Source organism: Candidatus Peregrinibacteria bacterium, from assembly GCA_016699755.1.
Taxonomy (GTDB): Bacteria; Patescibacteriota; Gracilibacteria; order CAIRYL01.
In genome coordinates, this window is record CP065009.1 from 455,399 (window position 1) to 480,347 (window position 24,949).

28 protein-coding genes, 1 tRNA gene and 1 pseudogene are annotated in these 24,949 nt (G+C 42.0%); 4 read left to right on the forward strand and 26 right to left on the reverse strand.

The genetic code is table 11. The features are described 5' to 3' along the window. Positions 1–2: 2 nt before the first annotated feature. The 22 genes from IPN35_02070 to IPN35_02175 form a co-directional block, all read right to left on the reverse strand. Positions 3–3,143 carry a type I restriction endonuclease subunit R gene (locus IPN35_02070; GenBank protein QQS59647.1) on the reverse strand — a complete coding sequence of 1,047 codons (3,141 nt, stop codon included), beginning with the start codon at positions 3,141–3,143 and terminating at the stop codon, positions 3–5. Between the two features lie 3 nt (positions 3,144–3,146). Continuing rightward, a complete protein-coding gene (locus IPN35_02075; protein ID QQS59648.1) occupies positions 3,147–4,271 on the reverse strand; it encodes a restriction endonuclease subunit S in 1,125 nt (374 codons plus the stop codon). Continuing rightward, positions 4,255–5,826, reverse strand: coding sequence for an SAM-dependent DNA methyltransferase (locus IPN35_02080; protein QQS59649.1), 1,572 nt, complete (start codon positions 5,824–5,826; stop codon positions 4,255–4,257). Before IPN35_02080 ends, IPN35_02075 begins: the two co-directional genes overlap by 17 nt. Before the next feature lie 4 nt (positions 5,827–5,830). Further along, on the reverse strand, positions 5,831–6,049 hold the full coding sequence (locus tag IPN35_02085) for a helix-turn-helix transcriptional regulator (protein ID QQS59650.1): 219 nt from the start codon (positions 6,047–6,049) through the stop codon (positions 5,831–5,833). Between the two features lie 122 nt (positions 6,050–6,171). Beyond that, positions 6,172–6,957: a hypothetical protein gene (locus IPN35_02090; protein QQS59651.1), complete on the reverse strand. Its 786-nt coding sequence runs from the start codon at positions 6,955–6,957 to the stop codon at positions 6,172–6,174. A gap of 4 nt (positions 6,958–6,961) precedes the next feature. Then, on the reverse strand, positions 6,962–7,156 hold the full coding sequence (locus IPN35_02095; protein QQS59652.1) for a hypothetical protein: 195 nt from the start codon (positions 7,154–7,156) through the stop codon (positions 6,962–6,964). Between the two features lie 11 nt (positions 7,157–7,167). Continuing rightward, a complete protein-coding gene (locus IPN35_02100; protein ID QQS59653.1) occupies positions 7,168–8,538 on the reverse strand; it encodes a phage portal protein in 1,371 nt (456 codons plus the stop codon). Between the two features lie 22 nt (positions 8,539–8,560). After that, on the reverse strand, positions 8,561–9,943 hold the full coding sequence (locus tag IPN35_02105; GenBank protein ID QQS59654.1) for a hypothetical protein: 1,383 nt from the start codon (positions 9,941–9,943) through the stop codon (positions 8,561–8,563). Continuing rightward, positions 9,927–10,289 carry a hypothetical protein gene (locus tag IPN35_02110; GenBank protein QQS59655.1) on the reverse strand — a complete coding sequence of 121 codons (363 nt, stop codon included), beginning with the start codon at positions 10,287–10,289 and terminating at the stop codon, positions 9,927–9,929. Before IPN35_02110 ends, IPN35_02105 begins: the two co-directional genes overlap by 17 nt. Positions 10,290–10,297: 8 nt before the next feature. Then, positions 10,298–11,593 carry a DNA modification methylase gene (locus IPN35_02115; GenBank protein ID QQS59656.1) on the reverse strand — a complete coding sequence of 432 codons (1,296 nt, stop codon included), beginning with the start codon at positions 11,591–11,593 and terminating at the stop codon, positions 10,298–10,300. Between the two features lie 110 nt (positions 11,594–11,703). Next, a complete protein-coding gene (locus IPN35_02120) occupies positions 11,704–11,901 on the reverse strand; it encodes a hypothetical protein (protein QQS59657.1) in 198 nt (65 codons plus the stop codon). Further along, on the reverse strand, positions 11,901–12,095 hold the full coding sequence (locus tag IPN35_02125) for a hypothetical protein (protein ID QQS59658.1): 195 nt from the start codon (positions 12,093–12,095) through the stop codon (positions 11,901–11,903). The genes IPN35_02120 and IPN35_02125 overlap by 1 nt, the downstream gene beginning before the upstream one ends. 11 nt (positions 12,096–12,106) lie before the next feature. Continuing rightward, positions 12,107–12,466: a DUF1064 domain-containing protein gene (locus tag IPN35_02130; GenBank protein ID QQS59659.1), complete on the reverse strand. Its 360-nt coding sequence runs from the start codon at positions 12,464–12,466 to the stop codon at positions 12,107–12,109. Positions 12,467–12,472: 6 nt separating this feature from the next. Next, positions 12,473–13,228 (reverse strand): ATP-binding protein, encoded by a 756-nt coding sequence (locus IPN35_02135; protein ID QQS59660.1) that lies wholly within the window; start codon positions 13,226–13,228, stop codon positions 12,473–12,475. Continuing rightward, positions 13,218–14,033 carry a DUF4373 domain-containing protein gene (locus tag IPN35_02140; GenBank protein ID QQS59661.1) on the reverse strand — a complete coding sequence of 272 codons (816 nt, stop codon included), beginning with the start codon at positions 14,031–14,033 and terminating at the stop codon, positions 13,218–13,220. Before IPN35_02140 ends, IPN35_02135 begins: the two co-directional genes overlap by 11 nt. 48 nt (positions 14,034–14,081) lie before the next feature. After that, entirely contained in the window at positions 14,082–15,101 is a 1,020-nt protein-coding gene (dcm, locus tag IPN35_02145; protein ID QQS59922.1) for a DNA (cytosine-5-)-methyltransferase, read from the reverse strand. A gap of 14 nt (positions 15,102–15,115) precedes the next feature. Further along, entirely contained in the window at positions 15,116–16,063 is a 948-nt protein-coding gene (locus tag IPN35_02150; protein QQS59662.1) for a PD-(D/E)XK nuclease family protein, read from the reverse strand. A gap of 19 nt (positions 16,064–16,082) precedes the next feature. Beyond that, positions 16,083–17,063: a methionine adenosyltransferase domain-containing protein gene (locus IPN35_02155; protein QQS59663.1), complete on the reverse strand. Its 981-nt coding sequence runs from the start codon at positions 17,061–17,063 to the stop codon at positions 16,083–16,085. Continuing rightward, positions 17,056–17,298, reverse strand: coding sequence for a hypothetical protein (locus tag IPN35_02160; GenBank protein QQS59664.1), 243 nt, complete (start codon positions 17,296–17,298; stop codon positions 17,056–17,058). Before IPN35_02160 ends, IPN35_02155 begins: the two co-directional genes overlap by 8 nt. Positions 17,299–17,316: 18 nt before the next feature. Next, positions 17,317–18,552 carry a phage recombination protein Bet gene (bet, locus tag IPN35_02165; GenBank protein ID QQS59665.1) on the reverse strand — a complete coding sequence of 412 codons (1,236 nt, stop codon included), beginning with the start codon at positions 18,550–18,552 and terminating at the stop codon, positions 17,317–17,319. 94 nt (positions 18,553–18,646) lie between these two features. Next, positions 18,647–18,802: a hypothetical protein gene (locus tag IPN35_02170; GenBank protein ID QQS59666.1), complete on the reverse strand. Its 156-nt coding sequence runs from the start codon at positions 18,800–18,802 to the stop codon at positions 18,647–18,649. Between the two features lie 15 nt (positions 18,803–18,817). After that, the gene (locus IPN35_02175) at positions 18,818–19,057 is read right to left on the reverse strand and encodes a hypothetical protein (GenBank protein QQS59667.1); all 240 of its coding nucleotides are present in this window, start codon (positions 19,055–19,057) and stop codon (positions 18,818–18,820) included. A 217-nt stretch (positions 19,058–19,274) separates the two neighbouring features. Here IPN35_02175 and IPN35_02180 point away from each other — a divergent pair, with 217 nt between their 5' ends. The 4 genes and pseudogenes from IPN35_02180 (at position 19,275) to IPN35_02195 (ending at position 21,721) form a co-directional block, all read left to right on the forward strand. Then, positions 19,275–19,793: a helix-turn-helix transcriptional regulator gene (locus IPN35_02180; GenBank protein QQS59668.1), complete on the forward strand. Its 519-nt coding sequence runs from the start codon at positions 19,275–19,277 to the stop codon at positions 19,791–19,793. Between the two features lie 23 nt (positions 19,794–19,816). Further along, positions 19,817–20,641 carry a Bro-N domain-containing protein gene (locus IPN35_02185; GenBank protein QQS59669.1) on the forward strand — a complete coding sequence of 275 codons (825 nt, stop codon included), beginning with the start codon at positions 19,817–19,819 and terminating at the stop codon, positions 20,639–20,641. A 10-nt stretch (positions 20,642–20,651) separates the two neighbouring features. Further along, positions 20,652–20,897 (forward strand): hypothetical protein, encoded by a 246-nt coding sequence (locus IPN35_02190; protein ID QQS59670.1) that lies wholly within the window; start codon positions 20,652–20,654, stop codon positions 20,895–20,897. A gap of 389 nt (positions 20,898–21,286) precedes the next feature. After that, positions 21,287–21,721 (forward strand): annotated as a pseudogene (locus tag IPN35_02195) (recombinase family protein). A gap of 746 nt (positions 21,722–22,467) precedes the next feature. Here the strand turns inward: IPN35_02195 and IPN35_02200 are convergent. The 4 genes from IPN35_02200 to IPN35_02215 all read right to left on the reverse strand — a co-directional run bounded on the left by IPN35_02200 (position 22,468) and on the right by IPN35_02215 (position 24,938). Further along, positions 22,468–22,544, reverse strand: a tRNA-Pro gene (locus tag IPN35_02200). Positions 22,545–22,580: 36 nt separating this feature from the next. Further along, positions 22,581–22,862, reverse strand: coding sequence for a tryptophan synthase subunit alpha (locus IPN35_02205; protein QQS59947.1), 282 nt, complete (start codon positions 22,860–22,862; stop codon positions 22,581–22,583). Then, positions 22,796–23,383, reverse strand: coding sequence for a tryptophan synthase subunit alpha (gene trpA / locus IPN35_02210; GenBank protein ID QQS59671.1), 588 nt, complete (start codon positions 23,381–23,383; stop codon positions 22,796–22,798). The genes IPN35_02205 and trpA overlap by 67 nt, the downstream gene beginning before the upstream one ends. A 67-nt stretch (positions 23,384–23,450) precedes the next feature. Continuing rightward, positions 23,451–24,938 carry a mercuric reductase gene (locus IPN35_02215; protein QQS59672.1) on the reverse strand — a complete coding sequence of 496 codons (1,488 nt, stop codon included), beginning with the start codon at positions 24,936–24,938 and terminating at the stop codon, positions 23,451–23,453. Positions 24,939–24,949: the final 11 nt, after the last annotated feature.

Genomic DNA, 24,949 nt, shown 5'->3' on the forward strand with positions numbered 1-24,949 from the left:
AATTAAATGTATTTCTTAAAATTCTCCGCCTGTTCAAAAATTTCTTTAAAAATCTCGTCTTTTGGCACTGGCGGATAACCGTGTTTATCAAGAGTTAAAATTAAATCTACTTTTAATTCAGCTTTTATATCAGCTTTTTGAGACCAATCAGTATATCTTGCTTTATCATCTACGATTGCTTTGATAGCCTGAGAAAGTGCAATAAGTTTTTCCTCGGGGTAATCAAACTTATACTTTTCTGCAACTGCTTTTAAAATGTCATAGAAAGCTTTCTCTTCGAAATCTATTCCTAGTTTTTCAAAAGAATTTCTCTCTGTTTGTAGCTCTTTGAACAAGTTTGCAAATTGCTCGGCAACATCATCCAAAACATGACTTTGAAAAACATCGAAGTCTTTTCTCTCGTTGTAAACTTCGATCAATTTCTTGAGTTTTTTTGAGAAATCAACCCCCTTGATCCTGTTAGTCTTTTTAAATTCATCAATGGCTTTTGCTAGTAGTTTTTGTAAAAGCTTGATTTTAGTATTCGGTAATTTGATTTTTTCTATTTTTGCCAAATATTCATCACTAAAAATATCCGCATTATTTTCGGGCTGATTTTTATCCAATTTGAATATCTCTTCTATGCCTTCGCTGATTAAAGCCTCTTGAATCATTTGTTTTACCTTATCATTCATTTGTGCCGTATCAGGTGCATCACCTTTTGTGAGCTTGTGAATGATCGATCTGATTGCGAAATAAAAATGAATATAATCTCTTTCGGAACTGCTTATATTCTCGCTTGAGCAACATAAATCATAGGCTGATCGTAGCTTTTTCACCATTGCCATAAACCTCTTTTCAATCTCTTCTGTGAGCTGGGCAAATTCAGCCGCCTTATTTAAACAATTGAGCTTTTCTAGTGGTGTACCATTGAAATATTGCTTTGAATCAAATTTGTGAAATAGCTTTGAAAGCAGATCAAGCTGATCTTTTACGATTCCGACTGCTTTATCTGCATCAGCAAAATCATCACCGTGGACTTTGCTATATTTTGCAAGAGCAATATTCATATTGCTTTTGATCCCGATGTAATCAACAACAAGTCCAACCTCTTTGCCTTCATATACACGATTTACTCTTGAAATTGTTTGAATCAAGGAGTGCTGTTGAACTGGCTTATCAATATAAATTGCTTCCAAAAATGGGACATCAAAACCAGTAAGCCACATATCAACAACGATAGCGATTTTGAAGTTAGATTTAGCGTTTTTAAACTGTCTATCAAGTTCCTTTCGATCATCTTTTGTGCCAAGCATATCGTACAGAGCCTTCTCATCATCTTTATGTCTCGTCATCACCATTTTAATTTTTTCAATGGGTTTTATTTCTCGTTTTTCCTCTGCGGTTAGATTCGCACCTTCTTCACAAGCTTTTATTTCAGCCCATTCTGGTCGAAGAGCAATTACTTCTTTATAAAAGTTGTAGGCAATGCCTCTACTGGAAGAGACAAACATTACTTTTCCTTTTACGCTTGCACCTTCTTCAATTCTTTTTTCGTAATGTTCGACAAAATCTTCCGCTAATAATTTGAGTCTTTTTGGATCTCCCAAAATAACTTCCATTTGCGTAACGGCTTTTTTACTCTCTTCAATTTGGTAATCATTTGTACCTTCTTCGCCACATTTTTTGTAATACTCTTCAATCTCTTTTAATTTCTGATCATTGAGAAGAACTTTCGCCGCCCTGCCTTCATAAACGATTCTTACAGTAATTTCATCTTCAACCGACTCTTTCATCGTGTAAGCATCGGCCACTTCTCCAAAAACAGCCAAAGTTCCGTCAATAGGCGTGCCAGTAACCCCCACATAAGTGGCATTTGGCAACGAATCGTGCAGATATTTAGCAAAACCAAATTTTACATGAATGCCCTTATCTGTAATTTTTAGCTTTTGATCAAGATTAATTTGTGATCGGTGAGCCTCATCAGAAATACAGATCACATTTGTACGATCCGTTAAAAGTTCGGTGCTTTCAGTAAATTTATGAATAGTAGTCAAATACACGCCTCCGCTTTTGATTCCTTGCAATTTGTTTTTTAAATCCTCACGACTCTCCACGCTCACAACATTTTGATCGCCGATAAAACCTTTTGCATTGGTAAATTGACTAGAAAGCTGATCATCTAGATCAGTTCTGTCTGTGATTAAAACAATTGTTGGGCTTGATAAGTCTTTACTTTTCATGAGCAAACGAGACAGATAGAGCATTGTGAAGCTCTTTCCCGATCCAGTCGCTCCAAAATAAGTTCCTCCTTTTCCGCTTCCTTCTGGTCGCATATTGATTTTAATATTCTCAAAAAGCTTATTTGCCGCGTAATATTGCGGATAACGACAAACAATCTTTACATCATCTTTGGCGGTGTCAGGGAAATAAACGAAATTATGAATCACATCAACTAATCTTTTTTTATCAAAAAGCCCTTTCATCATCGTAAAAAGCGAGTCAATCCCATCCGCTGGTTCATCGGTATTATTGATTTTTCTCCAAGCGTAAAAGAAATCATAAGGTGCAAAGAGTGACCCCATTTTGTTATTGATTCCATCACTAATCACACAAAAAGCATTGTATTTGAAAAGCTCAGGAATATCTCTGCGGTATCGGACAGTTAACTGGGTATAAGCATCTTTTATCGTGGTGTTTTCTTTGATAGCACTTTTAAATTCAAGCACTGCCAAAGGAAGTCCGTTGATATACAAAATTCCATCGGGAATGCGTTTTTCGTATCCAAGTATTTCGAGTTGATTAACGATTTTAAAGATATTGTTTTCAGCTTCTCCATAATCAAGAAGCTCAATAAAAATATCTTTTTGTGTTCGATCTTCTCGCTTCAACACAAAACCATCAGCAATAAGTTTCATAATCGCTTTATTACTTCCGTAAAGGTCAGAACTGGGGAAAAATTCCAATTTACGAATAATCGAATCTATTTCACCACTCGTAATATTTTCTGCGGAATAGCGATTCAAAAGAAATTGCTTGAGATCATCGCGAAGCAAGACATCACTTATTTCTTTGTGAATAGTTTCTCCATGGCAATGTGGTATTTCAACTTCTTGAAATAGTTCAATTACCGCGCGCTCAAGTGTTTCTTCGGTAAATTTCATAGGTTAAATTTTAGATAAATTATCGGTAACCCCTTTTATTAAAATCGGACAGAGGGGTGTAATCATTTTTTTTAAATCTTCATTTATGCGCTTTCTGGATTCCAGCGCATGATGAATGGCAACAATTGATTTTTGCACCTCAATATCTGGAATCGGTAATTTTACAGAGCACATATCTGTCCAATCGAAAGTATCTCTGGTACTACTCCAAGCATTGAATGCTGCATATCGGTCAAATTCAGCCCTTTTTAAAAAAAGTAGTAAAAATTCAGGCAAAATTATTTTTGCATCTATCACTTTAAAGGCCACATAGGATGCAGATACTACAACGGGGTAATTAAAGTTAGATAATGCGACAGCAAGTGGCTTGAAAGGATTCATTCTGGGAATATAGGCAAATTCATTTTTCTTTACTATTAAATGATTTGATAAATTTTCCTTATTTACTTTCCCACTTGGCAAACGAAATTCTTTTCTTTCACTTACTCCTACAACTTCATTAATAGAATCATCACTATTTTTTTGAATGATTTTCTCAATATACTCTCCAAGAACTTTTGGCTTTTCAGTTTTGATTAAATTTTCAATGTAGGTATCGCAAATAAACTGCAAATCACTCAAGCTTTTTTCAAAACCGCTTTGGTTTTTCAAAAGTCCTTTATAAGCTGCGATAACGCTTTTTTGTACTTCAATATCATCAGGGATTGGTATTTCAATTTCGCAAAATCTTTCCCATTCAAGCCCACCTCTAACACTACTATCGCTAACATACCAAGTAAGACGATCGAATTCAGGTTTTTGGAAAATAGTCATTAAAAACTCAGGTAATAATTTTTTTGAATCTTTAACTTCAAATGTAATATATGCAGGAGATACAAGTGCAGGTTCGTTTTTTTCAAATAATGAAATAGGGAGTCTTTCATCTCGTCCAACATGCATAATATTACAAGCAAATCTACCTTTGCGAACAATTTTATACTTTGACAAGTCCAAACTTGTCATATTTGCAACCGTAGGCATAAAATTTTTGGTCATGTTAACACCCAGCAAAGTAGACACAGTTAAATCCGTATTTCGTTCATTTACAATCTGAATATAATCGCCGATTTTTTTATAATTCGATTTCATAACCAAGATTTTTAAATGCTTGTAGTAATTCTTTCTGCGAACTCACTTCATCCGCAAGAATAGTATTAAAGTTTTTTTGTATCCGCTTCATTTCCTTATCATAGTCAATATTACTGTCACGATCTACAAACTCAATATACTTACTCGGAATAAGTGAGAAGTTGTTTTTTTCTACTTCATCGATATGAGCGCTATAACAAAACTCAGGAATGTTTTTGTATGTTTCTCTGAATCCTTCTCGTTGCCAGTTGTGGTAGTTATTTACAACGCTAGAAATGTCTTCATTTGTGAGTTGAATATATTTCTTTTCATATTCCGAACCATGTCGTCTTAAATCCATAAACAAGATTTCATCTTTGCGGTCGCGATATTTTATCATTTTACCATTTTGCTCAACAGTTCGAGCCTTTTTATTTTTGTTTAAAATCCAAAGAGTAACACTGATGTCTGTGCTATAAAACATATCCCTCGGCAAAACAACAATCGCTTCAACCAAGTTATTTTTAATAAATTGTTTTCTGATTGATAAAGTGTCTGGATCGCCCAAAGCCCCATTTGCAAGTAAAAAGCCAGCCACACCATTATCGGAAAGTTTTGAAGCCATGTGTAAAATCCAACCATAATTTGCATTGCTAGCTGGCGGAGTAGCGTATCCTGCCCAGCGTGCGTCACTCTCCAGCTCATTAGTCGCTCTCCAGTCTTTTTGGTTAAAAGGTGGGTTTGCCATAATAAAATCCGCCTTGAGATCTTTATGTTGATCTTTGGAAAAAGTGTCAGCAGCCGTCTCTCCTAAATTTGCAGAAATCCCACGAATAGCGAGATTCATCTTTGCCAGTTTATAGGTAGCTGTTAGATTTTCTTGCCCGTAAACAGATATTTCTTTTTTATTACCATGATGACTCTCGATAAACTTCATTGATTGCACAAACATACCACCTGAGCCACAACAGGGATCATAAATTATTCCTTTGTATGGCTCTATCATCTCTGCAATAAGATTGACGATATTTTTTGGAGTATAAAATTCTCCCTTACCTTTACCTTCAGCAATCGCAAACTTACTTAAAAAGTATTCATAGATTCTTCCTATAATGTCATGCTCCTTATCCTTAAGAGTATCTATTTGATGAATAGTAGAAAGCAAAGAAGCAAGTTTTGGAACATCTAAATTAAGTCTTGAATAATAGTTGTCAGGGAGTGCTCCTTTGAGAGCAGGATTATTCTTCTCGACAGTAAACAAGGCTGTGTCGATTTTTAGTGCAATGTCATTTTGTCGTGCATTTTCTACCAAGTAACTCCATCGGGAAATTTCAGGAAGATAAAACACATTTTTCATGGTATAAAACTCTACCATTTCCAAGTATTTATCTTTTCCTTCCGCAATAAGCTCTTGTCTTCTTTCTTCAAATTTATCACTCGCGAATTTCAAAAATATAAGCCCCAGTACCACATGCTTGTACTCAGATGGTTCAACAGTGCCACGGAGTTTATTGGCACTGTCCCATAGGGTTTCTTCAATGCCTTTTTCCTTTTTCGGTTTAGTAGTATTTGCCATAGTATTATGAAGTTAATTCATTCAAAGTTATTTCCAGACCATTGGCGATCTTGGTGATAGTATCCAATGTTGGATTTTGGATGTTGTCGCTTTCAATTTTTGCAAGCGTTGTGTACGGAATATCAGCCTTGCGAGCTAAACCTTCTTGAGTAAGCTTTCTTTTCTTCCTCCAAATCCTTATTTTTTGGCCTATCGTTTTCGGGGTTTGGTTGTTTTCTTCCATAGAATGTTTGCAATTAAGTATTCGCAAAAGAACATCATCAATATTGTACTGGAATATAATTCTTTTTCAAGACAAAAAACTCCCTATGCGGGGATTGTCTCAATCAAAAGCGACTTTTTATTTTAATCTTCGATATACGGCAAAAAACTATGTCTGCAATTCGGATGAATCGGCAAAGTTGGAGCTTTCCCGAAGCGTTTATCATTTCCCGTCAAAGTGAACACTTTCCCCTCATACTCCTTGCAAATCGGGCAAGATGAACCGTGAGAAGACATCTCTACGAGTTCAAGACCGTTTTCCAAGAGCCGATTGGAAAAACCTGCATTATTGGCTTTAATCGTGTGCGTGCGTACCAGCATTTCGGCATAGGTATCAATCTTCCAGCGTTTACTCCCTCGATCAATCAAGGCGGTAAATCCGCGATCTTCCACGAGTTTTTTCACCTCCCGTTTGATTTTATACACGCTTTCGCCTTTGATCGCTCCCACGACAATCCGCTCATTGATCTTGAGCTTGATCATCTCACTGATAAACTCTCTGCCTGCTCTTTTCACGCCTTCCAGTCCATTGGCAAAATCCAAATAAGCATCTTCCACCAAGGCTTCCACCGCTTCTTTGTGAATCTGTCCGAACTCAGTCCGTTTCAGGACAAGTTCATGCGTTTTACATTCGCTGATCGCCTGAAAACTCCCTTCGTTGTACTGTTTCGGGACTTCTTCCTCTAACCAAACGCGTGTTTCTTTTTCCAGCTCCTTGGTGATCTCCTCAATATCCACGAGAATCACACGCCTGAGAAAAACCACAGGCTTTTTGGGATTGGCTTGTAGGATGGTCTGATTGAGTTCTTTGGCCGCTTTGCGATAGGCACTCAGCAAGCGTGGTGCTGGCGGTGGACTTAATACTGGCATAGATTTAGAAGATTAAAAAAGCAAAACGACAAGTGGCAATCACCGTAAAAAGGAACACCAACAGAGCAAAGTGCAGGATCAAAAAAAGCTTGGCATACCGCCACAGGTTTTGATCAAGATTTTCAAGGCGTTTTTCCAGCACTTCCTCTGAAGTAAGGTGCTGTTTGTAGGGATTGGGATGAGTGTTGTAGCTGTTCATAAATAATAAGATTAAAAAGTAATTTCGGGCGTTTGTTTGGCTTCCGCAAACTGAACTTTGATGCGTTCCAGTTCTTGAGCAAGAGCGTCGCCATCAAGGTCTTTGATCTCGCGGATGGCAGTCTCCACGCTTTCGATACCGCTCTCGACAAGAATTTGATGGGTTTGTGCTTCGGTGAAGTGATCACGAGGCAATCCCAAATCCCAGCCGAACTTGATGTCCGTGCCATCGGGAAACTTTTTTGTACCCTCAAAAAACAAAGCAGTTTTGAAGATATCCACGAGCTTGGCTTCGTAGCTTCTTTGTTTGCGTTTGATCTTTTTTAAGAAGGCCGCCATGCGGATTTTGACCGTCTCCACTCTTTCTGCTCCGCCCAGTTCATCCAGTCCGAGAAAAGAAGTCGGCGTTTGTGTGACGGTGCAGATCTGTCGCAGGATACTTTCAATCTGTTTGAAGCCTTCTTCGATGAGACCGTTGGAGTTGGTAATGTACTGCGGAACGATGTCGCCCTTTTCTACAAGGAAAAGTTCCTGATCGCTGTCGATCTCTCCCTTTTTCGTCAGGATTCCTTCACCAACCGCTACTTTGGCATTGAGATGCTTGATGAGTTGCACGGAGATCTGCGTGATACGATCGTTCAGCTCTTCAAACAGGTTCATCACGCTTTCGTAAGCGGAGATGCCGAAGCGTTCTTTGACGGTTTTAAAGTTATCAATCTGAAAAACGGGAATGTAAGGAAGCTCTGTTGTTTCTTCCTCGGATAGATCAGCGCTGTAAATTGCCAGCTCTACTTTCTCGGACTGCTTCATGTCGGTCGTGGTAGACCAGAGTTCGTGCGTGATTTTGCCTACCGAGTGGATCTGTTTGTAGAGAAAGGTTTCCTTTTTGTTATTCTTCGGATTCACAATGTCCACATACGAAGCGATCACGATGGTTTGCGGTTCTTCGCCCAGCCTCACGCCTGAGAAATCAGGAAAGTAATTGTCGTACGGCACTTCTTCAATGATGGCGACTTTATCTTTTTGCCTGACCAAGAAAACAGTAAATCCCGCGACATCTTGGATCACCGAACTTTGATACAGCTTCTCATCGAGATAGTTTTCCTGCACGATCTTATTGATTTTGCTTTCCAGTGGTTTGCTCGCATCCTCTTCGTTGGTTTGGATTTTGAGTTGCTCTCCGAAAAGAAAATCTGCCGCAGTGAGCGACACGATCTGTCCGACATTGTAGGCGAGATAGAGGAGCGTGCGTTTCTTCTGATCTTCTTCAAAATAGCTTTTGAGTTTGAATACTTTGCTGTGCAGTCCTTTGAACACATTGTAAAAGTTGTTCAGTTTGGCTACGCGAGCAAAATCTTCATTAGTGGGAAATTGAGTTTGCATAAGAAAAAAAATTAAAAAAATATTAAAGTCCGAGATCACCTCGGCTGATATTGAGATCAACAACCTTGCGAGCCTGAAAGAGGGCGAGAGCCAAGGAATCGGGAAAATCATCATGCGCGCCTGACCTGTCGGGATGATGGCAGGATAAGAACTCGCCCTTGTACTCTTTGATCATCTCCATCATCTGCATCTCAAATTTAGGAGCGAGCGGATGACTGCTTGGGTACAGCACCTCGCCATCACGCAGGATTTTGATCAGGTTTTTATAGAGGTTGTCCTTGGTTTGGAGCGAAAATTTGACTCCTTCAGTACGCAGTCTTGTTGAGCGCTTGAAGTTGTCCACGACGGGATCGCCCACGCCTGTAGCATCGATACAGACTTTCATCACTCGTTTGTATTTTGAAAGTTCCTTCTGCACGATCTCCACTTGGTCGGTGTAGTCATCGCCACGCATGGCAAGCCACAGCAGGATTTTGAATTTCTTGAGTTCTTCATCCCAGCCCACGACGGTCAGCACGCTCTCGTCTTCTTCCTTGGCAATGTCCCAGCCAGCATAAACAGGCTTTTCATAAACGGTCGGCAATTCATAATCCACTCGCAGTTTGTAAAGTTCATCTTTGGTAATCAGCATTCCACGCCCGATCTTCCAGTTGAGTGCGTACTGCGTTTGGAAGTAATCCGAATCCTCGCGGTAGCGTTCTTTTTCACCCTCCACGAACTCTTTGTACTTTTGATGAAGCGGGTTTTGCGTTTCTTGATATAACTTTTCTTTATCCTCAATCACTTGCTGGTAGTCATAGCGGAATACATTTTTGCCGTTTTCAATTCCGCGATAAAAGTCGCAGAGCTGATAACCGCCTGAGCCGATGAAGATTTTGCTGCCATTCGTGGAAGCCAGCATCGGGAACACTTCGTTCTTGGCTTTTTCATCGTCGATCTTTTGAGCTTCTTCAATGATCGCAAGATGGAGCGTTTTACTTTCCAAATGCGAAGTGGGAGAAAGCGAGAAACAATAAATCGTGTTGCCGTTTGAAAGCTTGAGCGTCGTTCCATTGGACTCTTCAAATCCCAAGCGATAAAGCTCCTGCAATACCCGCAGGTTTTCTTTGAGACGATCAAAGTCTGTTTTGGCCTGCTCCTTTTGCGGAGCGAAAATCCCTACCGAAAGAGGAGTGGGAAAGAAGTGGTGTGCAAAGGTCATCACAAAAGCGAGTGTATCCACGACTGCCGTTGTTTTACCCGCTTGGCGCGAGACTTCGATAAACACTTCCACTCCGCCTTTTTCAAAAATCGTGCGAATGATTTCGCGGGCAATCTCCCGTTGGTAATTGGCAAACGGTCGCTTGAAGTAGTTTTGACTGAATGCGTCAAGAAGCCGAAATGTTTTTTTAAGATTTAGTTTCATCGTCGAGTGATAGTAATTTAGCAAGTTCAAAAGTTGGATCATGCAGTTCCGCCTGAAGTTTCGGCGTGTACTTGGCGGAGCGTGATTGCAAGTAAAACCGCACCATCGCCATGTCTTTGTTTACAATGATGGCTTCGGCAAGACGGTCTTCGGCAATGATACCGATCTCAATGTCCCGCACTTCCTCTGATTCCTGCAGAAACTCTGGATCGATTTTTTGCCAACGATAAAAAGTCATGCTGGAAATGCCCACATCTTTGCAGGCGAGCGTCACAATTCCATGACGGCGTTTGAGTGCCTCTAAGAATTTCTTTTTATCCCGTTTTGTACCTTTTTTGCCTTGCATAGAATGGTTTAATTAAGAGGGGTCTTGCGTGTAACAGGTGCAACAAGTTCTGCCTTTTCTCCCGTGTAGTCTTCCCAGCGTTTGATAATGACATCTATGTATTTTGGATCGAGTTCAAGCCCATAACAGGTGCGTTCGGACTTTTCGGCGGCGATCAAAGTCGACCCCGAGCCGAGGAATAAATCCAAAACCAAATCATCCGATTTGCTGCTGTTTCTGAGCGCATAAACGATCAATTCGACGGGTTTCTGCGTCGGATGGACATATTCTCCAACCTTATCGCGGGACATAGTCCAGATAGTGGTCTTGCCTTGTTCTTCCGCTCGTTTCATCTTTTGCGCCCATGCAAAAAGCTGAGCATCGGTTTTTTGAAAATCCCAAACCGTAGAGTGTTTACGATCCCCATAAAACTGTACTTTTTGACTCTTTACCGCGCAGTAAAAGAACGGTTCATGTTTCCAACGGTAATCACCCCAGCCGAGTGCAGCGGCGGGCTTATTCCAAATAAGCTGGTTTTTTACTTCCAGTCCCGCTTTTTCAATGGCGTACTCAAATTGAGACTGAGAAGATGAGCTGTGAAAGACATAAAGACCCGCTCCCGTCTTGATCGCTTCCCGATAGTTTTTGAAAACCTTCTCGAGAAAATGGCCAAAAGCTGAACCTTCCATGTTATCGTTGGCGATGCCGTTACTAGTTTTCTGCCCGCGGCCTTTGTAGTTCACATTGTAGGGCGGGTCGGTAAAGACGACATCCGCTTGTTTGCCTTCCATCAGAGTGATGACATGCTCCATATTCGTGGCATCTCCGCACATGATTCGATGCCGACCAAGTTGCCAAACATCACCGATTTGTGTTTTGGAATCTTCGGCAAGTTCAGGCACTTCATCGTCTTTATCCGAGTCGGGATCATCCAGCTTGAGTCCTTCGAAAAGTTTATCCAGCTCATCGGATTCAAAACCGACATCAAGAAGCAGGTTCTCATCAAACTCAACAAGAAGCTCCGCGTCCCAGTGTCCGAGGTTTTTATTCAAACGGAGATTCAGTTCCCGTTCTTTTTTCTCATCGGAAATTTTGATGTAATGCACTGGCACTTCTTTAAGTCCGAGATCTTTGGCAGTCCGCACGCGGAAGTGTCCGCCGATGATGATGTTTTTGCGTTTCGGGTCGGAGTTCACCACCACAGGTTCGACAAAGCCAAACCGTTCCAGTGATTTTTTGAGTTCTTGAGCCTCTTTTTTGGTAGCGGCTCTCGGATTGTAGTCTGCGAATTGCAGATCTTTGATAGGGACATATTCGATTTTCATAAGGTGTGTAGATTAAAAAATAGACCATTCGGGATTCGTCCTCGCGGAACGAATTGAAATGGTCTTTAAGACTCTGAGTTTGCGATTTGTACTTTTATTGTAGCTTATTACTAAGGGTTTTCAAGCTCGGGCGGCAATTTATCAAAGAGTGAGCGAGAAGTAACGCTGATCACCTTGAACACTCCGCCTTCCAGCTTGCAATACCAAAATTTCCCATTACGATCTTTAAGTTCGATAACGGGAAGCTCATTCTCGATAATGTATCGAAAAAGAATGTAATTGCCGCGAAGTGTCTTTGGTTTTTCCATTATTGTGATTTAGTTATTCGTAAAAGTTGCACAGTTTTGATCAGAATTTCATCGATCTTTTTTTCTAGCAGGCTTTGCATCAAGGGCGTGATACCCTCGGCGGACTGCACAAAGGAATTCAGTTCGGAGAGCAGTTGGCTGATTTCCAGCGTTTTTGCTTTAGCTTCTTGCAAGCGGTTATTGTCTTGATTCATAAAAGGAAAGGTTAAGTTTCTAAAAAAGTAATGTCGGGATATTTTTTGAGCAGAAGTTTCTTTTTGAGAGCGTACACGGGATGTTTTTTGGTAATGGCGGATTTCACATCTTCCACGATTTCTTGACCGTTTTCGGTGTAGCGGAAGTCAGCGACATACTCGATTTTGCGATGGACTTTGCCATCTCGTTTAAAGTTTTCTTGCAAAGTAAATCGAGGTTGAAGCGTGAGGTTTTTGATTTCTCCCGCATGTTCGAGCAGTTTAAGTTCGTGATACCTGCGTGATTCTTTGATGCTGTCAAAGCGGATACCATCGACCGTGACCTGCCGATTGCCGAATTTATTGCCGTGATGTAGTCGTATGAATGCCATAAGAAATTAGAATAGTGTAGGTAATGTTTTCCTCCTGTCCGAGGAGTTAAAGTGAATCGTTTTGCAACAGCCTTTGATGCGGGAAGGGATTTGCTCGGGATACACTTTGGCGAGTTCCTCAAGCGATCGGTTGGAAGTGATGATCATGGGCTTTTTGTTTCTCCAGCGAAAATCGATAATTTGGTACATTTCATCGATCAACCATTCGGATATTTTTTCCACACCGAGATCATCGATCATAAGCAGTTCCACCTCCTTCATGCGGTCAAAAATCTTGGTATCTTCGCTTTTCGCGGGTGAATCAAAAGTCTTTTTTACTCGTTTGGCCGCCTCGGGCATGCGAATGAAAAGCACTTCGACCATTTTGATTTTCATCAGTTCATTGGCCAACGCGGAAGCGATATAAGTTTTTCCAGTTCCCACATTGCCCCAAAAGTAATACCCTCCGCCCGTCGGTTTGATTTTTTCCCAGTTTTCCACATATCTGAGGCAGGACTTGGCAAGCGTTGAATCGCTTTTGATATCCGCCAGACGAATGTTTTCAAACATTCCGTCGACTCCCGAAAGTTTGATCGCTCGATCAATTTTTTCTTGTTTCCATGCGCGAAAGTTTTCTTGTTGAGCGGGTTCTTTTTTCCATTGTTCGAACATGCTTCGCCCTTTTACACACTGGGTGCAGAAATACTTATCGCTCACGCCATACGCCTGATAACTGATTGATCCGCTGGTAAAACCAGCGTCTCGGCAGTCCTTACAAATCATCGTCTCCGATGACGAGGTCTGCGTAGCCTTCCTTGCTGACATAGCCTGAAAGCCGATCTCGCTGATTTTTTCCATGGTTAGAATCGTTAAAGTTATATGAATTGATGTCGTCTTCCCATCGTTTGCCGTTGAGCCAAGTGGTGGGATGCGGGATAAACTGCCCGCCGTCTTTTTGCCATTCGTGGCTTTCTTTTTGCTCACGCACGGCACGAAGGATTTTTGGCAGGAATTCTCGAGGGATTTTCAGAAATTTTTCCTGCGCTTTTTGTTTTGAGCGTTTTTTCGGATAGCTGTCCCAAAATTCTTTGAAATCTGCCTGTGTCATTTTTTGATTGTCCTCTCGCGCAAAATCTTTTTGCGCAAAAATATCTGCTTTACTTTCCTTTACTTCACTTCTCTTTACTTTACTTTGTGTATTTTCCGCGCCGCTTATCTCGCTTGAGTCGGGTTTCGGTGAACATTTAAGTTGTAATTGTTCGCAGATATCCGATTTCTGCATACATTTACGCTTGCGCCGCTCATACACATTTTTGAGGTTCTCGATAAAATTTGCGCTAAAAATGATCCTGCTTGACCAAAGTTCTTCATCGAAAGTTCCGAGCGTAGTGAGCAGTTTCATCATTTCCTCCGCAATAACCTCGCTCACATTGGTTATTGCCAACAGAAACTCCCAATCAGCGGGGTTTCTGCAATCAATAAAGTGGTTTTCGCTTTTCCCTAAGGCTTCCAGCACCTTGAACAAGAAGGCATAGCCATCGTTTCCGTACCGCTTTTCGAGCGTGTACAGAGTCTTTCCGCTGTTCACATAGTGCGGAAAATATTCGACGGTATTTTTCTCTGGTCTCGCCATAGGTTAAATTAATGATTTTATGATGTATTCGACCACGGAAACGGTGACGGCGTTCCCGAGGGTTTTGTAGCGCTGGCTATCAGACATTTCCACCTTCTGCCCGCATTCATCCAATCCGTATTGAGTCCAATGATCGGGAAATGATTGCAGTCGTTCGCATTCCAGTGGGGTCAAACGACGCACCGATTTACCTTTGAATCCCAGTTCCATTGCTCGGCCGGCACGAAGGCAGGAACGATTGTCTCTGCCATCTCTAAGAATAAACGGCTGACGCAGACCTCCTTGCATAGTATTGAGCGTAGGAGAGACTCCTTCGGCAGAGTACACGCGGTCGTTTGAATGCTTCGGGCTATTGATCTGCATGATCCCGTGACGGTCTTGCGAGGTCAGTGTGAATGCCGTTTCTCCATCGGATTTGAATCTTCTGCCTTTTTGTCTTTTCTGCGGTCGGTCGGGAGTCAGTACTGGCACTATGCCTGTTGGAGCAATTCGACCGTTTGCTCTTGGGAGAGGAAATATTTTTTGTCGGGGAATATCTCCAAAATATCCGACAATGAACACTCTTTCCCGATTTTGCGGGACTCCGAAATTCTTGCTGTTAAGCACTTGCCATTCGAGGCTATACCCCAGTTTTGTAAGCGTTTGGATGACAGTTGCGAAAGTTTTTCCGCCGTCGTGAGAAAGGAGTCCCTTAACATTTTCAAAGAGGAAGCATTGAGGCCGTTTAGCTTGCAAAATGCGCGCAAGGTCAAAAAACAATCCTCCTCGGGAATCGGAAAATCCTCCCCGTTTTCCAGCGATTGAAAAAGCCTGACAAGGGAATCCTCCGACAAGAAGGTCGAAGTCTGGCAGTTCGTTTGCGTTGATGGTAGTAATGTTTCCATAGTTGGTATTATTAAATTTAAATCGGTAGATTCGTTCAGCATATTTATCCACTTCGGAGTGTCCGACAACCGTGATGCCCGAACGCTCCAAAGCGAGATCAAATCCGCCAATACCCGAGAATGTTGAGAAAGCTTTCATCATGCGCCAAATGGTTAAATATCCAAAGCTTCCGCACCTTCGTCGGAGTAACGGTTTTCCTGAATAACCTTGATTTCACTCAAGTTCCATTCCTTGCCACTTTGCACTTCTTCGCAAAAATCCGCCCATGATTCTTCCCAGTCAAACATGGCAAACGGATTCGGCAAGAATTGCATCACGCCCGTTTCAGGATCAAAAAGTGGGATACCAGCCAGTTCTTTGATTACGCGGGTATAAAGCTCAATGAATCGGAGCAGAATTTCAGGCGTATATTCGATGATGTATGGAGTGATTTGCGGGCTTCCGTCTCGGTTTTTAGTCTTCTTGATTTGATCGAAGACCATGCGTTTGGGATTGATGCCGTACTCTTTTCTGACCAGAAACCAATAAGCGGCTGCTTGCAGTTCAAAAGCAGGAGCGGGTTCGTCTTGTTGTTTGACCAAGGCGACCGTTTTGTGATCGACGATGATATAATCCTCGCCTTCTTTGATTATGAGATCGCAGAATCCTTTGAGCGGGATTGGCATGGCATTGCCGTTCAAGTCCTCAAAATTCGAGATAAACTCGTCTTCAATGGAAACGATCTCTTTGTATTCAGGCGGAGTTTCTCGGTAAAATTCGATAGCCTGCCTGATATTTTTTTGGGATTTTTCCAAGTCTCCCGATTTACCCCAGTCAATTCGCCCTTCGCGGTCTTTGGCTGCGATAATGCGTTCTTGTTCATCGATCGCTTCTTCCCAGTTGAAATCTTTGCCGTCTTTTTTTGCTTTCCAGTAGCCTTCGAGTACCGCATGCACTCCTTTTCCTTCGATCAGAGCAGGGCTTTCTTTTTTATCAAATTCCAGCCTGACATAGCGTTTGAAAAATGACTGGCGGTCAGTGAGATAGGTTCGCATAGCAGATATGGAAAGGTGTCTTACGGGGAAGTCCGCTATTTGCGATTTGGTAAGAATGTTTTTCATAATGGTAAAAATTAAAAGATTAAAATGATTGATCCCATGCAAAACCGTTTCCGAAGTGTCCCCAGCAGGCGGTTTCTTCGAAGATCGGTTTATCAAGGGCAAGCTCCTGCTTGATGCGGGCAGGAGTAAAAAAGTCTTTGTATTTTTCGGTTAGGTCGTGTTCCAGTTCGCCGTTGAAAAGTACGCTGACTTGGATCGGATGAGCTTCGCCGATTGAGTAGGCAACCTGCACCAGCACATCACGCACATCATTGTGTTTCAGTTCATGGAGTGCGAGCTGTCTTGCTCGATACGCTCCTGAGCGATCAACCTTTGTGCAGTCTTTTCCCGAAAAAGCTCCGCCTCCAACGGGAATCCTTGAGCCATAGGCATCCATGACGATCTTGCGGCCGGTAAGTCCCGTGTCCGCATCAAATCCGCCTTTCTCCCAGTCGCCCGCAGCGTTCAAGATGACTCTTGTGCCTTTGGCAAATGTGAGATTGTTTTTCTCGTACCATTCGATCACTTCATCGTAGAGTGTTTTGTGAGTCACGCCTCGCCAAGAAGCCACCACGGCGACTATTTCTCCTATATCGTTGATCGTAATCTGCGTTTTACCGTCATCAGGATGCAGTTCGTAAAGATAGCGACACAGGCTTCGGGCAAGGTAGTGTTCTTGCGGAATCATGGCTTCGTTTTCACGGCAGGCGTAGCCGATCATAATGCCTTGATCTCCAGCTCCGCCTTCATTCACTCCTTTGGCAATCTCGGGAGATTGGCTGACCAGATGGATATTGCATTCCAAATTGCCAGCGATACGACGAACAATTTCGCGAATATCAGGTTTTGCAGTTGAGGTAACTTCACCCATCACTTGGATGAGTTCATGTCCACCCATGACCTCAATCGCACAGCGGGAGTTGGGATCGTTTTCCAGATATGCATCAACGATCGCATCGGAAATGCGGTCGCAGAGCTTATCGGGGTGCATGGGTGATACAAATTCAGATGTTTTAAGCATTGGTTATAGGGTTAAAGATAAATGGGTTTTCGCCTCTCATTTTTTTAAACTCAGTGAGAATGCTTTCCGCTTCTTCAGGCGCGTGCGCGTCGATCCAAAGCAGATCCGAAAGGACTCTTTGTCTAATGTCTCGATCCCAAATTTCGATTATTTCAGGATCGTCATATCCCTTCTTTTGTAGTTTTTCGTAGTCTTCGGCATTGAATATCCGATGATTTTTGATAGAATTATTCATGGTTAGGTAAGTTAAAAATTATCTGGCCATTGCAGGCAATGCCTGTGATAAGCTCGGAGCTTCCTGCTCGTCGTTGGGATTTGGAAGCTCTTTGAGTTCTTTGATTTTGGCTTTGCAGCGTTTTACAAACTCCTTCGCTTCTTTTTCCGTAAGATCAGTGGAGCTTTTCTTTCCGCAAAGCTTTTGCATGGTTAATTTGCGAGTGGCTTCGGATTTTTCGGGCGTATATTTGAGTTCGCCGTTTTCCGTCGCTTCATTCGGCATTTTTTCCATATAGAGAGTCCAGAGTTCATTCCAAACTTTGTGCAGATCTTCGCCCGTTTCAGGCTGGATTTTCTTTTCCATCTTTGGATCGGGCAATTTGACGGTTTCTGGTGCTCCTTGCGTTGCTTCCTTCTCTTGAACTTCTTCATGATCCCATTGCTCGTCTTCCGCATAAGTCCCCGCAAACATTGATTGAAACGCCATGCGAAGCCCTTGAGCCTCCGCCACTTTTTTGATCATCGTGGCTGGCTTGGAATCCCAAAGCGTCTCACCCATATCCACATACTGTTTTTTGAAACGGTCGAATTTCTTTTTGATCTTGCCATCATCATCTTTATTCCCTTGATAATATTCGTTGAAATCCACGAAGGTGAAGATGGGCTTCGTAGCTTTATGCCGCTTGACGATGCAGTATGCACCGATAAGCGTGCCGCGGTCTTTGACGGAGTAGGTGTGCTTTACTTCGCTGTTTTCCACTTTGAAGTCGTCGTTTTGATACACCGCATCAAGATGGTGGTAATCGTATTCGGGATTTCTTTGAGCGGCTTTGCGATAGCCATCTCTTCCGATAAAAATACTGGCGGGATTATTCCCGTATTTCACCGCCCAGATTTCGCGGAGAAAAGGATTGAGTCCTGTGGCCTGTCCGATTTGACAGAGCGTTGTAAACTCGCCGTCGGTCAGGTCTTTTCCGTAGATTTTTTGGATTTCAGCGAGAGCATTCTGCTCTTGCCAAACATCTCGTGGGAGTGCGACCGCTATTGCCTTGGTCGCCTTTAAGGCTGTGCTAGTTTTTGTCATGGCAATTTGGATTAAATGATGAAAAAATATTTGAAACTCCTTCTTTTTTAGGAAGAAGCTGTTTCCTGATTTTTCTGCGTCTGAACCAGAGGAATAGGCGGTGAATGTCCTTTTGGGTTGGGAGGTCGCATGGAATACCTCTGATTTCGGCGTATATGCAAACGACGAGTTCCATTGCGCAGAGGGCAAAACAAAATCCGCTGAAGCAGATCATGACTGCCGTCATCTGAAACCACCACTCTGGCGATAAAACTGCGATTGTTTGCATAATATAAGGTAAAAATTAAGAGTTTTTTTTAGTGGGACAGATATCCCAATCAAGGAGGTTCTTTTTTTCGAGGTCGATTTTGATCTCTTGCAAAACAGGAATGAGCTCGACCAGAAAATCGATCACTTCCACTTCTTCCTGCGATAGTTTTTCCGATGTATCTGGCTTCATAGTTCATAATTAAATTTAAGAGTTAAGTTTTTGCGCTGCCTCGCGAATCCTTCGATTCTCATCATGTTTTTTGAAATCCTCTAAAGCAGGAGAGAATCCAAGGATGATAGTGCGGGTCTTTTGGCGGTACATGCTGTACTTTTCGGCAAGTTCCATATAGGTGTAGCCTTTAAGCCAAAGCTCCCACATTTCCTGTCGAGTTTTTTCGGGGGTGCTATAGGGTCTGCCTGTTTTTTTACTCGTTAGTGATACCATTTTGGAATTATTAGAGGTAAAATTTTTTGCCCAAAGGGGCTTAATTAACGGAATAACCTGTTCTTTCACTAACCATTATATCGTTTTGGAATAGGAAGTCAAGAAAATTTAGTATAGAAAGTTAAGAAAAAACATAATTTGTCTTGACATTGAACCCAACTTGGAATAAACTTTGAAGCAGAAAAGGTATAATATTTAATTTTTTAACTCTTCCAACATGGCCTCACATCAAAAAATCATCGCCCGAATTAAAGCTGTCCGAGAGGAACTTGGGTGGTCGCAGGCAGAGCTTTCCCGTCAGATGAAACAAGCTTCTAACACGATTCAAAAAATCGAGAGCGGGTTCATTAAAAACCCTGAAAAGTACCTGCCTGACATTGCGATTGCTACCAAAAAAACCTTATCCTATTTCTACGGAGAAGATAATCCCGAATTAACACAATTTGCAGAAAAAGCAAGAAAGTATGACGCACTGATTGAGCTGATTAAGGAGAGCGGTATTTTAGTCGGAGGCGAGAATAGTAGTGTAAACAGCAACGGAGGAGAGAAAAATGTTACCGTCGGAGGCAACGGCAATAATGTGAATGTAAATAGTGATGCTACTAAAATAGTAGAGGAGATAATGAAAAAAGATCACGATGAACATCAGCTCATCTTGAGAATTTTAGAATTGGAAAAAGACGAGAAAGACAAACTCTTCCAGTTATACGAAATCGTTAAAACGAAACATAAATAATTTTTAACTTTAATTTTCTTACTATGGAAACTAAAATCGCCATCTTCAAAGGCAAGGAAGTCCGAAAAACCCTCCATAATAATGAGTGGTGGTTTTCCGTTTCGGATGTGGTTGAGGTGCTCACGGATTCAACCAATGTGAAAGAGTACATCAAAAAGATGAGAAAACGAGATAATGAACTGGATGTCAACTGGGGGACAATTTGTACCCCCCTTCGAATTGAAGCACCAGACGGGAAAATGAGAGAAACAAACTGTGCCAATACTGAAGGAATTTTCCGCATTATTCAGTCTATTTCATCTCCGAAAGCAGAACCATTCAAGCGCTGGCTCGCTAAAGTCGGCTACGAACGAGTACAGGAGATCGAAGATCCCGAACTTGCCAGTAAGAGAACCCGAGCGCTTTATAAAGCCAAAGGATATTCCGATGCATGGATTGAAAAGCGTATGCGTGGCATTGCCATTCGTGAAGAATTGACCGATGAATGGGATAAACGAGGAGTAAAAGAAGAAAGAGAGTATTCCATTTTGACCGCCGAGATTTCTAAGGCGACTTTTGGCATGACACCAAGCCAATACAAAGAATTAAAAGGACTAAAACGGGAAAACCTTCGTGATCACATGAACGATCTTGAGTTGATTTTCTCTATGCTTGGTGAGGCGGCTACAACGGAAATCGCTCGCAATACCGACGCGCAAGGCTTTGATAAAAACAAAACTGCCGCACAGAAAGGCGGAAAAATTGCGGGAGATGCCCGCAAGAAGCTCGAAATTGAAAGTGGTAAAAAGGTCGTTTCCAAAGAAAACTACCTACAAAGCCCGCAGGATAAAAAATTATTAGACTCTTAATTTTACATCTATGGATAAATCTTACTTTGATAATTCTTATTTCGATGGAAAGCTGACCGAAGAAGAGAAGGATCAGTTCGTATATTTGATGAATAAGGCACACAAGCCAAATAAAGAGCAAGAACGAGAATTCGTGGAATTTTTTAAAGAACTGATTCCAATCCTCGTTGATGCATATTCCGATCTTGAACGCAGAGGCCAATGCCCCGATGAATGCAAAGGAATGCTGAAATATCGCAATTTTTTTAAAACATAATTTATAACCCGCATATGAAAAAATACCTCGCTTACTGCCGTGTATCAACGAAGGCTCAGGCTGACAGGGACAACTCTCTCCCTACGCAAAAAAGAATTATTATGGAATACGCTGAAAGAAAAGAACTTGAAGTGGTGGAATGGTACAGCGAGGCAAAGTCGGGTTTCAAAGGAAAGCGAACGGAATTCAAAGGCATGCTCGAGCATCTCAAAGACCCCTCAATAGAAGGGGTTATTTTTCATAAACTCGACCGTAGCTCGCGGAATGTCGGCGACTTCTCTCTGCTGGATAAGTTGATGACGAATGAAAAGAAAAAAATCATTGTCATCGAAGGAGAATTTGATACCAGTCGTGCCGCAGGTCGCCTTGCTTTCCGAAATTTCTGCAATATGTGCGTCTGGTATTCGGAAAACCTCTCCGAAGAAGTGACCACGAAAATGGAAGAAGTGCTGATGCGGGGATATTATCCGACTAATGCGCCACTCGGCTACCGTGAGGGCATAAAAGGGCAAGACCCCGACTTTAAAAAGAAGTATCACGACCCCATGCTCGCTCCTTTTGTAAAAGAGTGTTTTGAGCTTTTTGCCACAGGAAACTACTCAATGCGTAGCTTATGCGAATACATGCGCCAAAAAGGCATGACAAACAAAAAAAACAGCCTTTTACGCAAAGGTGTGTTTGAACGGATGCTTCGGGAAACTTTCTACTATGGTTTGATGTCATGGGGAAAACGCCGAGGCAAGGTGCGGTTTTATGAAGGAAATCACGAGCCTTTGATTAGCAAAAAACTTTTTGACCAAGTGCAGGAAATCCTCGACGGGCGTACGCAACGAATCAAAACCACGCGGGATTTCACTTATTCTAAGATGATCAAGTGTGAATGCGGTCATTATTTGGTATCCAGCATGCATAAAGGGTTCGTGTATCTTGCATGCAGCAATAAGGACTGTAAAACAACCTCAATCAGGGAAGATCGCCTTGAGGATCAGATCATGTTTCATCTTGGAAAATACGAAACCGAAAAAGAGTTATTTTTTTACTATGAGACCGCCGTGGAGTTTTTGAGGCTCAAAGTAAGAGAAGACACCAAGGAAAAAAGACAGGCGCTAAATATGAAAGTCATCCAGCTGGATAAAAAACTGGATAACTTGCATGAGGCGGTTTTGAATGGATTATTTGATGCGGATGAAGCTGTAATCCAAAAAAACAGAATTGTCTCCGACCGTCATACTTTAAGAAGCGAGCTGGAAACGGTGGAAAATAAAATGGAAAACGCCCTGTGGGACACCACTTTACAAGTCATCCAACTGTTTAATTCCGTGCCGTATCGCTTCAAAGAACTCAACCCATTACTCAAAAGAAGGTTTCTTAATTTGATATTCGAGAACATCCAGCTACATGGTAATAAGGTGCTTTTACAAGCCATTCCTGCGCTTGAAAGGATAAAAAATACAAATAATTTCATCCAAGGCGAAAAATTGCGATTTAACCATCTGCAACATGCTGAAAAACCGCTTGAGAAAGCGATTATCAGTTTTCAAAAGGAAGAATTTTCCCCTGAATTGCTTAATGGTCGGGGCGACTGGACTCGAACCAGCGACCACACGGCCCCCAGCCGTGTATTCTAGCCAACTGAACTACGCCCCGATATCGGCGGCATTGTATCGGCATTTTGTTTTCTGTTCAAGATAAAGACGCTTTTTTGCGAAGGGAGCGGAGGAATGTTTCTGCTTCTGAAAGATTCTTCAAAAATGGGCGATCTTCTCGAAGGAAAATATTTTGCACAGCACTTCCAACAATTGCCATATCTGCCTTTTCTCCTATTTTTTCTACGTGTTCTGGTATACTTACTCCAAAAGCGAGAGCAACGGGAAGATCAGACACTTTTCGAATCTCTGCTATTTTTTCATCTGCCGCTTCAGAAAAATTGTCTTGCGCACCGGTGACTCCCGTGCGAGAAACCACATACCAAAATCCACCTGCATATTGTGCAAGAAGAGCAATGCGCTCTGGCGGAGTAACGGGCGAAATAACGGGAATCCAACACAGACCTTCTTTTGGCAAGCCTCTAAAAAGTGTTCTGTTTTTTCCTCTTCTGGTGGCATATCGGGAACAATAACTCCTTGAATACCCACTTCTCTTGCTTCTCGACAAAATTTTTCTACGCCTCTCTTAAAAACAATATTGTAGTACGTCATAAAGAGAAGAGGAGTACTTATTTCCGAAGAAAGTTCTTGTGCCATTTTAAACGCATTCTCCACGCGAAAGCCGCGATCTATTGCAATTTCATTGCACCGCATCATGGTAGGACCATCTGCCACTGGATCGGAGAATGGGATTTGAATTTCGATAATATCTGCTCCAACTTCGTCCATCATTCGCACAACCTCTTTCGATTCTGAAAAACTTGGAAATCCAGCAATGGTATGAGTCATGAGTGCAGGACGAACAGGGGATTCTTGGATAGCATTGCTGATAGCGTTCACAAGGCGTTGACAGAGAAAACAACAGCAAGTATGGCAAAAAAATATATCGGTAACAATGGGCGAAAAGCTATTGTTTCCCTCGGTATTGAAAAAGGAATCGCAAAATTTTTCGTGTTTTTGGTGAAAAGAGTTTTTCCGCAAAAAATTTCCCCGAGGCGGTTTTAACAATTTCTGAAAGCGTGGGGTAAATATGTACTGAACTCGCAATATGTCCGAGAGTGAGCCCTGCATTTCGCGCAAGAATGAGCTCGTGGATAACTTCTCCGGCGTGCGATCCCACAATTTCTCCACCAATAATCTTTGCCCTTTTTCCAGTGGTAAGAATTTTTATAAATCCGCGTGTTTCCGATTCTGTTAAAGCACGGTCTTGTTTTTCGAATGAATGTGTCCAAACTCGATACGAAATACCACGTTTTTTTGCTTCTGTTTCGCTCAGTCCACACACTGCTATTTCTGGATCGGTAAAAGTAGTGCGGGGAATGTTGTCATAGTCTGCTTTTCGCGAAATACCGATTATGGCGTTTGCCACCACAATACCTCCCTCATATCCGGCAGTATGGGTAAAGAGAGATTTTCCATTAATGTCCCCAGCGGCGTAAATATGCTTTTTACTCGTTCGGAGGCGCGCATCTGTTGTAATTCCTCTTTTGTCATACTCTATGCCAGCTCGTTCGAGCTTGAGAAAATCCATATTTGGAATTCTCCCTGTGGCAACCAGAATTTCATCTACTTCTATTTCTTTGGAATCTTCTCCTTGAAGAAAGGTGATTACTTTCTTTTCCTTCGTTTTGTGAATCTGCTGAACAGTGCTTTTTGTGTGAATAGCAATGCCTTCTTCACGGAAGACTTCCATAAGTATTTCAGAAGTTTTCTCCTCTTCTCGAGGCAAAATTCGCTCTCCTCGAATAAGAAGAAAAACCTTTGTTCCGATACGTACAAAGGCTTGTGCCATTTCACATCCAATAGCACCACCTCCAAGAATAGCGAGAGTTTTTGGTTGCTCTTTGAGAGAGAAAATTTCTTTATTGGTCACAAATCCGCTTTCTCGTAAACCCTGAATTGGAGGAATAAATGGTCGAGAGCCAGTAGCAATGGCAATTTTTCTTCCAGAAATTTGAAATTCACTTCCTCGTGTCAAAAATTCCTTTTGCTGAAATTTCTCCATTTCTGGGCTCAATTTCACATAAATGGTTTTTTCGTCCCAAAAATCGGCTTTTCCAAAAATAACATCAACACCCATATCTCGGAATCTCTTCGGATCATCGTGCTCGGCGGCAAGACCGATAACATTCTGGATTCTCTTTTGAATTTCTAAAAAATCAAACTTTGGGTTTTCCGCATAAAGACCATATTTGTTTGCATTCTGAATGGTGTGTGCGATGCGAGCGGATTTGATAAGCGCTTTGCTGGGAATACATCCAAACATTAAACAATCTCCGCCAAGCAGTGCGTTACTCACGAGTGCGACTTTTGCGCCAAGTTGTGCTGCTCCTGATGCGATGGTAAGTCCGGCGGCACCTCCACCAAGAACGAGAAGATCGTATTCGGGTTTCATAAAAGGGGCAG

What these genes read in the sequence shown, in the direction of transcription:
- IPN35_02070 (QQS59647.1), bottom strand. Translation starts at nt 3,143, where the DNA reads ATGAAATTTACCGAAGAAACACTTGAGCGCGCGGTAATTGAACTATTT.
- IPN35_02075 (QQS59648.1), bottom strand. Translation starts at nt 4,271, where the DNA reads ATGAAATCGAATTATAAAAAAATCGGCGATTATATTCAGATTGTAAAT.
- IPN35_02080 (QQS59649.1), bottom strand. Translation starts at nt 5,826, where the DNA reads ATGGCAAATACTACTAAACCGAAAAAGGAAAAAGGCATTGAAGAAACC.
- IPN35_02085 (QQS59650.1), bottom strand. Translation starts at nt 6,049, where the DNA reads ATGGAAGAAAACAACCAAACCCCGAAAACGATAGGCCAAAAAATAAGG.
- IPN35_02090 (QQS59651.1), bottom strand. Translation starts at nt 6,957, where the DNA reads ATGCCAGTATTAAGTCCACCGCCAGCACCACGCTTGCTGAGTGCCTAT.
- IPN35_02095 (QQS59652.1), bottom strand. Translation starts at nt 7,156, where the DNA reads ATGAACAGCTACAACACTCATCCCAATCCCTACAAACAGCACCTTACT.
- IPN35_02100 (QQS59653.1), bottom strand. Translation starts at nt 8,538, where the DNA reads ATGCAAACTCAATTTCCCACTAATGAAGATTTTGCTCGCGTAGCCAAA.
- IPN35_02105 (QQS59654.1), bottom strand. Translation starts at nt 9,943, where the DNA reads ATGAAACTAAATCTTAAAAAAACATTTCGGCTTCTTGACGCATTCAGT.
- IPN35_02110 (QQS59655.1), bottom strand. Translation starts at nt 10,289, where the DNA reads ATGCAAGGCAAAAAAGGTACAAAACGGGATAAAAAGAAATTCTTAGAG.
- IPN35_02115 (QQS59656.1), bottom strand. Translation starts at nt 11,593, where the DNA reads ATGAAAATCGAATATGTCCCTATCAAAGATCTGCAATTCGCAGACTAC.
- IPN35_02120 (QQS59657.1), bottom strand. Translation starts at nt 11,901, where the DNA reads ATGGAAAAACCAAAGACACTTCGCGGCAATTACATTCTTTTTCGATAC.
- IPN35_02125 (QQS59658.1), bottom strand. Translation starts at nt 12,095, where the DNA reads ATGAATCAAGACAATAACCGCTTGCAAGAAGCTAAAGCAAAAACGCTG.
- IPN35_02130 (QQS59659.1), bottom strand. Translation starts at nt 12,466, where the DNA reads ATGGCATTCATACGACTACATCACGGCAATAAATTCGGCAATCGGCAG.
- IPN35_02135 (QQS59660.1), bottom strand. Translation starts at nt 13,228, where the DNA reads ATGATTTGTAAGGACTGCCGAGACGCTGGTTTTACCAGCGGATCAATC.
- dcm (QQS59922.1), bottom strand. Translation starts at nt 15,101, where the DNA reads ATGAAAGCTTTCTCAACATTCTCGGGTATTGGCGGATTTGATCTCGCT.
- IPN35_02150 (QQS59662.1), bottom strand. Translation starts at nt 16,063, where the DNA reads ATGAAAAACATTCTTACCAAATCGCAAATAGCGGACTTCCCCGTAAGA.
- IPN35_02155 (QQS59663.1), bottom strand. Translation starts at nt 17,063, where the DNA reads ATGCTTAAAACATCTGAATTTGTATCACCCATGCACCCCGATAAGCTC.
- IPN35_02160 (QQS59664.1), bottom strand. Translation starts at nt 17,298, where the DNA reads ATGAATAATTCTATCAAAAATCATCGGATATTCAATGCCGAAGACTAC.
- IPN35_02170 (QQS59666.1), bottom strand. Translation starts at nt 18,802, where the DNA reads ATGAAGCCAGATACATCGGAAAAACTATCGCAGGAAGAAGTGGAAGTG.
- IPN35_02175 (QQS59667.1), bottom strand. Translation starts at nt 19,057, where the DNA reads ATGGTATCACTAACGAGTAAAAAAACAGGCAGACCCTATAGCACCCCC.
- IPN35_02180 (QQS59668.1), top strand. Translation starts at nt 19,275, where the DNA reads ATGGCCTCACATCAAAAAATCATCGCCCGAATTAAAGCTGTCCGAGAG.
- IPN35_02185 (QQS59669.1), top strand. Translation starts at nt 19,817, where the DNA reads ATGGAAACTAAAATCGCCATCTTCAAAGGCAAGGAAGTCCGAAAAACC.
- IPN35_02190 (QQS59670.1), top strand. Translation starts at nt 20,652, where the DNA reads ATGGATAAATCTTACTTTGATAATTCTTATTTCGATGGAAAGCTGACC.
- IPN35_02215 (QQS59672.1), bottom strand. Translation starts at nt 24,938, where the DNA reads ATGAAACCCGAATACGATCTTCTCGTTCTTGGTGGAGGTGCCGCCGGA.